Consider the following 13,211-nt stretch of genomic DNA (forward strand, 5'->3'; position numbering starts at 1 on the left):
CGGCCCGGACCTAGACCGCGCGCTCGGCGTCATCGCGCGGTGCGAGGCGCACCGGCACGACGAGCGGCACTCCCTCCCACGACAGTGTGGCCGCCTCTATCCGATAGACCTCGGACAGAAGCTGCGGCGTCAGCGTCTCGTCGGGAGGGCCGTCCGCCTTCAGCCGGCCGCGGTCGAGAACGATCAGGCGGTCGCACCAGCGTGCGGCGAGCGACAGGTCGTGCATCGTGACCATGACGAGCCGTCCGGACCGTGCGATCTGCGCCAGGCGCTCCATCAGGGCGATCTGGTGCTCGGGGTCGAGCGCGTCCGTCGGCTCGTCGGCGAGAAGGACGTCCGGCGCCTGGGCGAGAGCCCGCGCGATCAGGACGCGCGCCTTCTCGCCGCCGGAGAGCGTGTCGATCCGCCGGTGCGCGAAGGGCGCGATCCGCAGCTCGTCCATGACGCGGTCGACGATCTCGTGATCCTGCGGGGAGGGAGGCGCCAGCGGGCGGCGGTGGGGATGCCGGCCGAGCATCACGACGTCCCGGCAGGCGAGCGGCCAGCTCACGCTCCGCTCCTGCGAGAGATAGGCGATCCGCCGGGCGCGCTCCTTCCCGGCCATGTCGGCCGTGTCTTTCCCGTCGAGGGCGACCCGCCCCGGACCGGGGCGCGCAAGGCCGGCGACGAGGCGCATGAGCGTCGTCTTGCCCGCTCCGTTCGGCCCTATGAGCCCGACGAGCGCGGGCCTTTCGCAGGAGAACGACACCCCGTCCAGCACCTGTCGGCCGCCCCGCCCGAGGCTCACCCGCTCCACGTCGAGCCGCATCACGAGATCTCCCGCCGTGCCCGCAGCACGAGCCAGAGGAAGAAGGGGACGCCGAGAAGGGCGGTCACGACGCCGAGCTTCAGGTCGCGCTCCGGCATCACGACGCGGATGCCGATGTCGGCGGTCAGCACGAGCGCCGCGCCGCCGAGCGCGCTGGCCGGCAGGAGCCGGCTCGGGAGGCTCCCCACCAGCGGCCGCAGGAGGTGCGGAACGACGAGGCCCACGAAGCCGATGGCGCCCGCGACGGCGGTCGCCGCGCCGACGCCGCAGGCCGTGCCGAGCGTCGCGAGGAGCCTGGTGCGCGTGAGACCGATTCCCAGTGTGCGGGCGACGTCCTCGCCGAGGCTCAGGCCGTCCAAGGCCGGGCCGGTGGCCAGAAGCAGGCCCGCTCCCACCAGGATGAAGGGCAGGGCGAGCCGGACGTGGTCCATGCTGCGGTCGGCGAGCGAGCCCATCATCCAGAAGACGATCTCGGCCGCCGCGAACGGGTTCGGCGAGAGGTTCAGGGCGAGCGAGGTCAGGGCGCCGCACAAGGTGGTGATCGCGACGCCCGCCAGGATCACCGTGAGCGTGTCCTGGCTGCGGCCCGCGAGGGCGTTGACCAGAAAGACCGCGAGGAAGGCGCCGGTCATGGCCATCAGGGGCAGGGCGAAGGGCAGGGAGGCCGAGAGCCCGCTATAGATCGCGAGGACGGCACCGAACGAAGCCGCGGAGGTCACGCCGACGACACCCGGTTCGGCGAGCGGATTGCGCAGGAGCCCCTGGAGAACGGCGCCCGACAGGCCGAGGACGGCCCCGATCGCCGCGGCGAGGATCGCGCGGGGCAGGCGGATCTCCTGCATGACCAGCACGATCGGGTCGGCCCCGCCCGACCAGAGCGCTTCGAGCGCCCTCGCGATCCCGATGCCGGCTGGACCGACGAGGAGGGATCCGACGAAGAGCAGCGCGACGAGGAGCATCAGCGGCAGGTAGACGAGGGCGGTGGCGCGCGGGGTCAACGCGGGGCCCGGGCGGTCTTCGAACGCCGCAGCGCCAGCGCCTCGACGGCATCGGCCGTGAACGGTCCGCCGCACACCCACGCGCTGTTGGCGATCTCGATGCGCCGGGCGCGTCCGAAGGCGCGTTCCAGAGCAGGGTGGGCGAAGATCTCCTGCGCCTTGGCAGGCGCGTCGTAGTCGTGCGTGCCGAGGATCAGGAGGGCGGGGTCGTGCATCAGCAGCACCTCCAGCGGCACCGGCGCGGTGCCTTCGAGGCCGAGGCGGGTGCCGAGATTCTCGTAGCCGGCCGCCTCGATCACGGCAGCCGCGAGGCTCCGGCCGCCCGAGCTGAAGCCGTTCGCATAATAGGGCGCCGCGAGGGGCGGCGCATAGGGGCGGCCACGGACGGCGCGGAGCCGTTCGTCGAAGCGGGCGACGAGATCCCGCGCCCGCTCCGGCTGTCCCAGAAGCTCTCCCATGTGGGCGATGTTGTCGCGGATCTCGCCCAGCGTCGAGGCCGAAGGCATCTGCTCCACACGCACACCGAGCCGGCGCAGCATGGAGAGCGTCGTCGGCCGCGCCGTCGTCCCCGCGATCACGAGGTCGGGCTCGAGGAGGAAGATCTCCTCGGCCTGCCCGTGATGGATCGGATACGCCCGAGCCTCCTCTGCGAGAGCCGAGGTCGCGGGGTCCCGCGTGAGATGCGAGATCGACACGAGCTGGCCGGGCGCGGCGACGAGCATCGCGAGCTGGTCCGTGCAGACATTCATCGACACGACGCGCTCCGGCGCGCCGGCGACCGCCCCCGAGGCGCCCGCCGCGACGAGCGCCGCCGCGACGAGGATGTGTCGAAGGAGCCTCAAAGCCGCTCGCTCCCGAGCGTCATGCGCAGGCCGGCATAGCCCGTGATCCCGGCCGTGTTGTAGCCGAACACGTTCTCGTACTCCTCGTCGAACAGGTTCTCGACCCGGCCGAAGACGGCAAGCCGATCGTTGACGCGGTACTCGCCGCCGACATTCACGACGACGTAGTCGTCGAGGATCACGCGCTCCGCCGAGAAGTCCACGAAGTAGTTCACGTAGCTGTCGTCCTGCATCCTGCCGTTGAACACGACGTCGGCGAAGACGTTCGCGCGCCCCTCCGCGAAGGTGTAGACGGCGCTGACGGAGCCGGAGTGGCGGGGCCGCCGGATCTCGGCGCTGCCGTCGGGGTTCCGGGCACTGAGGTAGGTGTAGGCCGCGGTGACGCTGAGCCCCTCCACCGGCCGCGCGGTGAACGCAAACTCGACGCCCTCGCGCGGGCTCTTCCCCGACTGGTTCACCGCGGTCGAGAGGCCGGACGGCAGGTAGATCGTCGTGATCTCGTCCCTGAGGGTGGCGTTGAAGTAGGTGATGTCGGCGGTCATCCGGCCGTCGAAGAAAGACCGCTCGATGCCAACGTCCCAGCCGAAGGATTCCTCCGGCTTCAGGTCCGGGTTCGCGATGAAGCTGTCGGGATAGTAGCCGAACTGCTCGGTGAAGGTCGGATTGGTGATGCCGGTTCCGACCGATGCATGCAGGCGCGTTTCGGTGGGAAGCAGGTACGCGGCGGACGCGCTCCACGTGGTGGTATTCTCGAACGCGTCGTTGTCGTCGTGCCGGACGGCGCCGGTGAGGAACAGCCGGTCGAGCAGATCCACCCGGTACTCTGCCACGAAGCTCGTCGTCCGCCGCTCCTGCTCCTCGAGCTGGTCGGGTGTCGCCGGCGGGAGATTGCGATAGGTCTCCCGCTTCGCCTCCACGCCCCCTGTCAGCCTGTGATGAGCGTCCAGCAGTTCCGGCGTGTCGAAGTTGAAGGTCGCCTGGTAGGTGCCCTCGACCCGGCTGCCCTCGTTGGAGGACGAGCGGGCGCCGTCCGTCGCATTGTCGCGGCGGATCTGCGACCCTTTCAGCCGGGCCTCCTGCACGAAGCGGCCGCCGAGAAGCTCCCAGGTCAGCCCGATGCCGCCCAGGCTCTCGGTCGTATCGGTCCAATCGTCCGTATCGATGACGAGCCCCTGGTAGGGGCCGCCCGAGAAGTCCTGCGCATCGGAATCCGCGCTGCGATCGACGTAGCGGCCGCTCGCGTCGAGAAACAGGTTATGCGCGAGATCGATCCGCGTCTTCGCGTTCACGGTCGCGTTGCGGTGACCGTCGTCCTCGGTGCCGAGGTCGGAGATATTGAAGCCGTCGTTGCGCCTGAAGGCACCGGAGACGGCGAAGTCGTAGCGCTCCCCACCCACCCGGAGGGACGGGTTGAGCATCGCCGTCCCGTCGCTGCCGACCTCGCTCGTGACCCTCGCCTCGCTCGACCCGCGCCGGCCGGACTTCGTCACGATATTGATGACGCCCGCGGTCGCGTTCGAGCCCCAGAACGCGCTCTGCGGCCCCCGCAGCACCTCGATGCGCTCGATGTCCGCCGCGAGCAGCCCGCCGAAATCGAACTCTCCCTGCGAGAGCTCGTTCGCCTCGACCCCGTCGATCATCACCAGGACGTGGTTGCTCTCGGAGCCCCGCATGCGAACCTGGGTGATGCCGCCGGTGGTGCCGGTCTGCGAGACCGAGACGCCCGGCACGTGGCGCAGCGCCTCCGACACGTAGCGGATCTGCAACTCCTCGATGCGCTGGCTGTCCAGCACCGTGTGCGCCCGCCCGATGGCCCCTGACGGCGCCGGTGTGCGTCCGGCCGACACCACGATCTCGCCGAGGTCGAAGACCTCCTGAGCCGCGGCCGGCACATGAGGCGCTGCAAGTGCAAGGCTGCCGGCGACAAGGCCGGCCAAACCGTTTCGTCCCCTCACGGGACCCCCCTTCCGTCGTGCCCGGGCGGAGTCCGGGCCAGTGACCTTCAAAAGGACACGCGGAGGACATGGAGAGGGCGCGGAAGGTGGCATATCGGTTCCACCCGACGCGCCGGATCCCATGCTCCACGGGTCCGCTCGCCAGATGTCACCGCTACGGAATACCGCACCTCGGCGCACCCCGTGCCGAAGGTCGGGTGACGGTCGACGGCAGGTCTCCTGGCTCGCGGGTCGCCGCTTCGCGTCCGCCTTCCCACGCGACGTCCCGGAGGAGCCGCCCAGTGGCACGATCGACGCGAAGCTCGCCGCTCACAGTTGCGGGGGCAGCCACGGAATCGGCAGGTCGCCTTCACCGTGTTCCCTTTTCACCCGCCCGGATGGGCGGAGACCGTCGGCGCCGGGATCGTTGCCGCGCGGGGGTATCGTGTCAAGCAGGCAACAGGCCGGTCGCCGCGTGTGTGGCGGCAGAAGCACAGTCCGCGGGCGAAGTCGGCCAGTCCGATATTATGACCTTTAAAGTCAGCTTTTCCGGGGCTAGGCAAGTCTGCAAGATCAACACCGACCCAAGGTCTTCCTCGTGCATTCCTCGCGAAACCTCCTTCGCCGCCTGCTCGTGTCCTCTGTCCCCGTCATCTTCGCGGGCGGGCCCGCCTTTTCACAGACGGCCGTCGAGCTCGACACCGTTGTCGTGGAGGCGGAGAACGCGGTCGGCGTGGCCGATCCCGCCCCCGTGGACGGCTATGTCGCCCGTGACGTGACGGCTGGTTCGAAGACCGCCGCACCGCTGGTCGAGGTTCCCCAGTCAGTCTCCGTGATCGGATCGGAAGAGCTTCAAGACCGGGGCGTGCAGAAGGTCGACGAGGCGCTGCGATACACGCCCGGCGTGTTCGCGCAGCCGTTCGGCGCCGATTCAGACACGGACTGGATCTACATCCGGGGCTTCGACGCGACGCAGAGCGGCGTTTTTCTCGACGGCTTGCAGCTCTACTCCTACGCCTTCGCGGGCATCACGGTCGATCCGTTCCTGATCGACCGCATCGAGGTGCTGCGCGGGCCCGCATCGGTCCTCTACGGCGGCTCGAGCGCCGGCGGCATCGTCAACTCGGTGCTGAAGCGTGCGGACGGCCAGCGCTACCGCTATGTCGAGGCCGGCATCGACGACAACCCGAACGGCTATGTGGGCGCCGACATCGGCGACCGGTTCTCCGAGACGAGCCCCTGGAGCTGGCGCCTCGTCGGCCGCGTGAAGGGCGGGGACACGCAGACCGACCACGCGGATAATTTCCGCGGCGTCGTCAGCCCGAGCGTGCTCTTCGAGGGCGAAAGCACCCGCCTCGAGGTCTACGGCCTCTACCAGTACGACGACCAGCGCCACATGGGCGGCTTCTGGCCCTATGTCGGCAGCGTCGTGCGGGCGCCCTACGGCGTCGTGCCGAGGGATCTGTTCTACAGCGAGCCCGGCGTCGACAAGTTCGAGGCGCAGCAGGCGGCGCTCGGCTTCGAGCTCGAGCATGACGTGAACGACTGGACGACCCTGCGGTCGAACACGCGGTGGATCCATGTCGAACGGGAGGAGTACGGGCCTTACCCCTATGACTGGGACACGACGGACGACGTGCTCAACCGCATCAATTTCGCCCACGACACGAAGGCCGACCTGTTCGAGACGGACAACCAGGCGATCTTCGACTTCCAGACCGGGGCGGTGTCGCACCAGCTGCTCGCCGGCGTCGACTACAGGCACTACCGGATCGATCAGTGGCAGGCGACCGGACCGGCCGACCCGCTTGACCCGGTCGACCCCGACTACACGAACGAGCTCGGGGCCCTCTTTGCTCCCTACATAGACGAGAAGGTCTCGCTCGATCAGCTGGGCGTCTACGTGCAGGACCAGCTGAAGTTCGGCGGCGGCTGGATCGCCACGCTGAACGCGCGCTACGACCAGTACTGGATCGACCGTGGCGACCGCACGGCCGCCCACAACGACTACGACGTCGAAAACGGCGCCTTCAGCGGCCGTGCCGGCCTCGCCTACGAGTTCCCGAACGGCTTCGTCCCGTATGTCAGCGTTTCCAAGCTCTTCGAGCCCCAGATCGGCACGAACACCGCCGGGCAGCCCGTGGGAGCGCAGGATGGCGAGCAGTACGAGGCGGGGATCAAGTGGGCGCCGACCTTCATGCCGGCCGTCTTCACCGCGTCGGTGTTCGACCTCACCCGGCGCAACACGCTGCAGAGCCGTCAGCTCGGCGACGGGAGCTTCGTCAACGAGGCGCTCGGCGAGGTGCGTTCCCGGGGCATCGAGCTCGAGGCGAAGGCCAACATCACGGAGAGCCTCAAGCTGGCCGCGACCTTCACCACCTACGATCTCGAGATCGAGGACGACGCCAATCCCGCCTTCATCGGCAACCAGCCCTACCTGATCCCCGAGACGCTCGCCTCGCTCTGGATCGACTATACGGTCCGCGGCGGCACGTTCGACGGGCTCGGCTTCGGCGCCGGCGTCCGCTACCAGGGCGAGAGCTACGCCGACAACGAGAACACGCTCAAGGTGCCGGACGCCACGGTGTTCGACGCGGCCATCCGCTACGAGCGCGACAACTGGGGCGTGTCGCTGACCGCGAAGAACGTATTCGACAAGGAGTACGTGGCCGGCTGCGGCGGTATCTACACATGCGGCTATGGCGAGGGCCGGACGCTGCTGCTGCAGACCCACGTTACCTTCTGAGGCGGCGTTCGGATCAGGGATCCGGCAGGGGCCTGCCCGGGAGCTCGCGCGCCGGCCAGAGGGGTGCATGGCTGCCCTGCCGACACGCCATAGCCGGCGAATGGGCTTGGCCTTTATGGTCGGTGGCTTCGCGGAAGGAGCCATCGAAGCGAACCGCCATGTCCTGTCTCGATACCACGACCGAGGAGGCGGCCGCGGCCCGCGCCTCCGCGGGGCGCCTGCTCCTCGGCGGCTTCCTGACCTTCGCCATGGTGATGGGGATCGGGCGGTTCATCTACACGCCCCTCCTGCCGCTGATGCGCGACGAGTACGGCCTCGAGCCCGGGCTCCTCGGCCTCCTCGCATCGCTCAACTTCGTCGGATACTTCGTCGGATCGGCCATCGGCATCGTTCTGGCCCGGGGGCAGCCGCGACTGTGGGGGCTGCGGGTCGGCGTCGTCTCCAGCGTGGCGACGACGGCGGCCATGGGGCTGACGGACGATATCGGGCTCTGGATGGTGTGGCGCACGCTCTCGGGTGTCGCGAGTGCGGTGGCGATGCTGTCCGCCGCGGGAATCGTGTCGGAAGCCCTGGCGCGGATCGAGGATTCCGGCCGCGTCGGATGGCTCTTCGGCGGGGTGGGGTTCGGCATCGCCCTGTCTGGAACACTGGTGCGGCTCACCAGTGACACGTTCGACTCCTCGGGTCTCTGGCTGTTGGGCGCCGCCGTCTGCGGCCTGATGCTGCCCGTCGTCCTGGCGGAGGTGCGCGAGCGCGACCTGCCCGTGCGCCGGCGGGCGCAGCGGCGGCAGAGACGCGTGCCTCGGCCGCTGCCGCTCGTCCCGCTCGTCGTCAACTACACCTGCGAGGGCCTCGGCTACTCCGTCTTCGTCACCTTCATCGTCGCGATCGTGAAGGCGCGGCCGGGTGGCGAGGTGCTGGGCGACTGGGTGTGGGTCATCGTGGGGCTGTCGGCGCTGCCGGCCTGCCTCCTGTGGATGCAGGCGGCGGAGCGGATCGGCTTCGCGACGGCCCTCATGCTCGCCTACACCGCCCAGGTGGTGGCGGTGCTTCTGCCCGTCCTGTCGACGTCGGGTGCTGCGGCCGTCGCGGCCGCCATCCTGTTCGGTGGCACCTTCACCGCGATCAGCGCGCTGACGCTGCCCCTCGGCCGGCACGGCGGCGGCGGGCGCGGCTTCGCCATCCTGACGGTCTTCTTCGGGATGGGCCAGATCGCCGGGCCCGCAGCCGCCGGCTACATGGCGGAGCTCAGCCCACGCTTCGACTTCTCGACCGCGCTCGTCGCCTCGGCGGGGGTGCTGATCCTGGGCCAGGTCTTCCTCGCCTATGCCATGGCGACGAGACGGGACGTCGGCGGGTAGCGGCCCCGCGAGACCGTTGGCCATGGCCGGCCGAATGCACTACCTCTGGTACTGCACGATGGCGGCGAGGGATGCCTGCCCCACGATTCCGGTTTTGGAAGGTCTGAAGGTTCATGAGAGAGGTCACCCTGGCGGCCACGCAGATGGCCTGCACCGACGTGGTCGAGGAGAACGTCGCGCGGGCGGAGAAGCTCGTCCGCGAAGCCGCGGGCAGGGGCGCGAACGTCATCCTGATCCAGGAGCTTTTCGAGGGGCTCTATTTCTGCCAGCGGCAGGTTCCCGAGGATTTCAAGCGCGCGCACCCGGTCGAGGGGCATCCGACAATCACCCGGTTCCAGGCGCTGGCGCGTGAGCTGAACGTCGTCCTGCCCGTCTCGTTCTTCGAGCGCGACAACAACGCCCACTACAATTCGATGGTGATGGTCGACGCAGGCGGCGAGCTTCAGGGCACCTACCGCAAGGCGCACATTCCCGACGGGCCGGGATATCAGGAGAAGTTCTACTTCAACCTCGGCGACACCGGCTTCAAGGTCTGGGACACGAAGTTCGGCAGGGTCGGCGTCGGCATCTGCTGGGACCAGTGGTTTCCCGAGGCGGCCCGCTGCATGGCGCTGATGGGGGCCGAGATCCTGCTCTATCCCACCGCGATCGGGTCGGAGCCTCCCGATCCCTCCTACGACTCCATGGCCCATTGGCAGACGGTGATGTGCGGCCACGCCGGCGCGAACCTGATGCCGCTCGTCGCCTCGAACAGGATCGGGAAGGAGACGATCGGTGGCTCGAGCATCAAGTTCTACGGCTCGTCCTTCATCGCCGACTGGCGGGGCAACAAGGTCGCCGAGGCCGACCGGGAGAGCGAGACGATCCTGACGGCGACGTTCGACCTCGACGAGGTGGCGTCGCGGCGGGCGAGCTGGGGCCTGTTCCGCGACCGGCGGCCCGATCTCTACAAGCCGATCCTGACGCTGAACGGGAGGGCGTGACGGAGCGGCCCCGCCGTATTTCGGCCCCGCCGCCGTCATATGGTGGCCTTTCGACCGCTTGCCCCGGAGACGCCCCGACATGACCGATCTCGTGCCTGCGACGGCGGACGGCGTCCGCAACGGTCGTTCCGCCCCCGCGTGGCGCCGCTGGCTGCCGTTTCGTCGCGAGCCTCGCGCGAAAGTGGTCCGGCGCGGCTTGATCGCCTCGCTTCTCTGGCCGCTGTCGGTGGCGGCGAGTCTCATTCTCGTTGTCGCCGCGCTCATGACGTTCGGCACGACGTTCTGGAAGAGCGTCGAGCGCGACAGGCTGTTCTCCGCTCCCACCCGTCCGGACGCGAGCGAGGTGGCGGTGCGGGGACCGGCGCCGCTGGCGGAGGCGGTGACGGTCGTCACGCGTGACGCCGATGGGACGCTGCGGCGTCTCCTCGTCGAGAAGTCGGCGGCGGACGCCTTCGCCATGACAGCCTCCGCAGGCTCGACGCCGCCAAGCTCGCGGCCAAGGAGGCGGCCGGGCGCGAGATCGCACAGCTCTTCGATCTCGCCTTCGCCGACCGCGACGACGCCATCGAAGCCTATGCCGACTGGTTCTTCGCCTGGCGCAGACCCTATGTCGTGCTGAAGGAGGCGCTCGCCTCGAGCGGGACGAGGCTCGTCTCGATCGGCGGGGTGGAGCCGTTGCGCGTGGCCGTCGAGCGTGACGTCCAGGAGTACTTCCTCACGCACTACACCGAGCAGGTCCTGCGGCCCGAGTTCCGCGACCCGATGATCACCCGCGGCTTCGAGGAGGCGGCGCGGCGCGCGCACGAGCGCTACCAGGCGGCCGTGGCGCAGGAGGATCTGCGCCTGCAGCTCTTTCTGGCCGAGAATGGCCGGCCGATCGACGGGCCTGCCGCCGACGAGGCGCTCACGGCACTCGAGCTCGATTGGAAGTCGCAGTCCTTCAAGGCTCCGGTCCACCTGATGGACGAGGCGGCCTTCGACGGCGTCACCTCGCTCGCGACGATCGCCGCCGGCGGCACGATCGGGGCGCTCGTCCTGAAGCCCGTGATGGAGCGGGCGACCGGCAAGATCTTCGCCGCCCTTGGCCGCCGCTTCACAGCGGCCTTCGCCGGACGCATCGCGCTGGCGGGCGGCGGTGCCGCGGCCGGCACGGCGATTCAACCCGTCGGCGGCACCGTGATGGGCGCCGTCGCCGGAGGGCTGCTCGGCGTCGCCGCCGACTATGCGATGAACGAGGCGGCCGAGGCATGGAACCGCGAGGGGTTCGTCGAGGCGAACCGGGAGGCGGTCGACGCCACGATCGGGGTCTGGCAGGCAAAGCTGACCGACGGGGTCGATGCGGCTCTCGACCGGTGGTTCGCCGATGGTCGAGCCGCGGTGGTCGCTGTCGCCGACTGATCGTCCTTGCCTGCGTGGGATCCGGAGCGGTTCGGGATTCGTACGAATGGCAGCGGCCGCGCCGATGCGGCAGAACAGCGCGCAGGCGTTCATTTTCGCCGGCAGCTACTCTAAACTCATTCCAAACTAAGGGCGCGACGTCGCGCCCCCGACCCTCAGTCAGCCCCGCGAGATCGATGACCGAGCCCCAAGTGATTTCCTTCCCGGCCCAGGACAAGTCGCACCTGCCGGCCGGCCACCCCGACGTCGCCTTCGGCCGCGTCGGCGTCCTGCTCGTCAACCTGGGCACCCCGGACGCGACGGACTACAAGTCGATGCGCCGCTACCTGAAGGAGTTCCTGTCCGACCGCCGCGTGATCGAGACGCCCCGCTACATCTGGTGGCCGATTCTGAACTTCGTCGTCCTGACGAAGCGGCCGAAATCGTCGGGCGAGGCCTACGACCTGATCTGGAACCGTGAGCTCGACGAGAGCCCGCTGCGCACTATCACGCGCAGTCAGGGCCAGCTTCTGGCCGAGCGCCTGAAGCCGCTCGGGCCGAAGGTCGTCGTCGACTGGGCGATGCGATACGGCAATCCCTCGATCAAGGAGGGGCTCGACCGGCTCACCGAGCAAGGGTGCGAGCGGATCGTCATCTTCCCGCTCTACCCGCAATACGCGGCAGCGACGACGGCGACCGTGAACGACAAGGCCTTCGAGGCGCTGATGCAGATGCGCCGCCAGCCGGCGGTGCGCACCGTGCCGCCCTATCACGACGATCCCGTCTATATCGATGCGCTGGCGAAGTCGGTGAAGAAGGAGCTGGCGAAGCTCGACTTCGAGCCGGAAAAGATCATCGCCTCGTTCCACGGCCTGCCGCAGGAATATTTCGACAAGGGCGACCCCTATCACTGCCACTGCGCGAAGACGACGAGGCTGCTCCGCGAGGCGCTGGGCGTCGACAAGGACTACCTGCAGATGACGTTCCAGTCGCGCTTCGGCAAGGCGGAGTGGATCAAGCCCTACACCGACGAGACGATCAAGCAGCTCGCGCGCGACGGCGTGAAGCGCATCGCCGTGCTCACGCCGGGTTTCGTCGCCGACTGCGTCGAGACGCTCGAGGAGATCGCGGGGCAGAACAAGGAGTTCTTCGAGGAGGAGGGCGGTGAGCACTTCGCCGCGCTGCCATGCCTGAACGACAGCGAGGAGGGCATGGACGTGATCGAGCACGTCGTCCGCCGCGAGCTGGCGGGCTGGGTGTAGGCGATCGGCCTCAGCCGGCGCAGCCGGCACGACACGAAAAAGGGCCGCGCGGTGCGCGGCCCTTTTTCGTGGCTCTCGGGGGACGGCAGGCGGAGTTCGCCTACTCCTCCTCGTCCTCTTCGACACGCGGCGCGTTGAGACGCGCAAACACGGAGTCGGCGCTGTAGGTCTCCTCGCGCTCCTGCTCCTCGTAGCGGGCGCGTTCCCGCTCGGCCGCCTCCTCGGCCAGGCTTTCCTCCGGCGTCAGGAGGCGCGGCCCCTCCGACTGCACCATGGCCGGACGATCCTTCGCGGCCTTCTGCACCTCCATGTCGAGCTCGAGCTGGGAGCAGAGGCCGAGCGTGACGGGATCGGAGGGCTGAAGATTGGCCGCGTTCCAGTGGGTCCGCTCGCGGATCGAGGTGATCGTCGCCTTCGTCGTGCCGACGAGGCGCATGATCTGGGCGTCCTTGAGCTCCGGGTGGTTGCGGATCAGCCAGAGGATCGCGTTGGGCCGATCCTGGCGCCGCGAGACGGGCGTGTAGCGAGGGCCGCGGCGCTTCTTCGGCTGGGGCAGGCGAACCTTCGGTTCCTGGAGCTTCAGCTTGTACTTCGGGTCCTTCTGGGCCCTCTCGATCTCCTCGCGGCTCAGCTGGCCGGTCGACACCGGATCGAGACCCTTGATGCCTTGCGCCGCCTCGCCGTCGGCGATTGCGGCCACTTCGAGCTCGTGCAGGCCGCAGAATTCGGCGATCTGCTTGAAGGAGAGCGAAGTGTTGTCGACGAGCCAGATGGCCGTCGCCTTTGGCATCAACAGTGTTGCGGGCATGAGTTTCTCCTTTGCGCGCCGCTTCTCTTCGCGACGCTGCCCCCGGTCCGTTTCAGGGTGTTCATGGAATCTGACGCCCTATATAGCGCGTC

General features: G+C 68.9%; 11 protein-coding genes and 1 riboswitch. Of the genes, 6 read left to right on the forward strand and 5 right to left on the reverse strand.

The window, feature by feature from the left end:
- Positions 1-10: 10 nt before the first annotated feature.
- From N177_RS04665 to N177_RS04680, 4 genes are read right to left on the reverse strand one after another with little or no spacing between them, the layout of a single operon-like run.
- The gene (locus N177_RS04665) at positions 11-808 is read right to left on the reverse strand and encodes an ABC transporter ATP-binding protein (RefSeq protein WP_023431093.1); all 798 of its coding nucleotides are present in this window, start codon (positions 806-808) and stop codon (positions 11-13) included.
- Positions 808-1,767 carry a FecCD family ABC transporter permease gene (locus N177_RS04670; RefSeq protein ID WP_051402245.1) on the reverse strand — a complete coding sequence of 320 codons (960 nt, stop codon included), beginning with the start codon at positions 1,765-1,767 and terminating at the stop codon, positions 808-810. The genes N177_RS04665 and N177_RS04670 overlap by 1 nt, the downstream gene beginning before the upstream one ends.
- A gap of 35 nt (positions 1,768-1,802) precedes the next feature.
- Positions 1,803-2,648, reverse strand: coding sequence for an ABC transporter substrate-binding protein (locus tag N177_RS04675; protein ID WP_023431095.1), 846 nt, complete (start codon positions 2,646-2,648; stop codon positions 1,803-1,805).
- Complete coding sequence (locus N177_RS04680) at positions 2,645-4,585, reverse strand: TonB-dependent receptor plug domain-containing protein (RefSeq protein WP_023431096.1); 1,941 nt, start codon at positions 4,583-4,585, stop codon at positions 2,645-2,647. Before N177_RS04680 ends, N177_RS04675 begins: the two co-directional genes overlap by 4 nt.
- 210 nt (positions 4,586-4,795) lie before the next feature.
- A riboswitch (cobalamin riboswitch) is annotated at positions 4,796-5,010 on the reverse strand.
- Positions 5,011-5,180: 170 nt separating this feature from the next.
- Here N177_RS04680 and N177_RS04685 point away from each other — a divergent pair.
- The 6 genes from N177_RS04685 (at position 5,181) to hemH (ending at position 12,311) form a co-directional block, all read left to right on the forward strand.
- Complete coding sequence (locus tag N177_RS04685; protein ID WP_023431097.1) at positions 5,181-7,328, forward strand: TonB-dependent siderophore receptor; 2,148 nt, start codon at positions 5,181-5,183, stop codon at positions 7,326-7,328.
- A gap of 158 nt (positions 7,329-7,486) precedes the next feature.
- Complete coding sequence (locus tag N177_RS04690; protein WP_023431098.1) at positions 7,487-8,689, forward strand: YbfB/YjiJ family MFS transporter; 1,203 nt, start codon at positions 7,487-7,489, stop codon at positions 8,687-8,689.
- A gap of 113 nt (positions 8,690-8,802) precedes the next feature.
- Positions 8,803-9,672, forward strand: coding sequence for an N-carbamoylputrescine amidase (gene aguB / locus N177_RS04695; RefSeq protein WP_023431099.1), 870 nt, complete (start codon positions 8,803-8,805; stop codon positions 9,670-9,672).
- A 79-nt stretch (positions 9,673-9,751) separates the two neighbouring features.
- On the forward strand, positions 9,752-10,291 hold the full coding sequence (locus N177_RS04700) for a hypothetical protein (protein WP_040485144.1): 540 nt from the start codon (positions 9,752-9,754) through the stop codon (positions 10,289-10,291).
- Entirely contained in the window at positions 10,285-11,070 is a 786-nt protein-coding gene (locus tag N177_RS04705; protein WP_023431100.1) for a hypothetical protein, read from the forward strand. The genes N177_RS04700 and N177_RS04705 overlap by 7 nt, the downstream gene beginning before the upstream one ends.
- A gap of 176 nt (positions 11,071-11,246) precedes the next feature.
- Positions 11,247-12,311 carry a ferrochelatase gene (hemH, locus tag N177_RS04710; RefSeq protein ID WP_051402243.1) on the forward strand — a complete coding sequence of 355 codons (1,065 nt, stop codon included), beginning with the start codon at positions 11,247-11,249 and terminating at the stop codon, positions 12,309-12,311.
- A 100-nt stretch (positions 12,312-12,411) separates the two neighbouring features.
- On the opposite strand, the gene N177_RS04715 is transcribed toward hemH, so the two are convergent.
- Complete coding sequence (locus N177_RS04715; RefSeq protein WP_023431102.1) at positions 12,412-13,119, reverse strand: DUF1013 domain-containing protein; 708 nt, start codon at positions 13,117-13,119, stop codon at positions 12,412-12,414.
- Positions 13,120-13,211 lie beyond the last annotated feature (92 nt).

It is taken from the genome of Lutibaculum baratangense AMV1 (assembly GCF_000496075.1).
GTDB classification, from domain to species: Bacteria; Pseudomonadota; Alphaproteobacteria; order Rhizobiales; family Tepidamorphaceae; genus Lutibaculum; species Lutibaculum baratangense.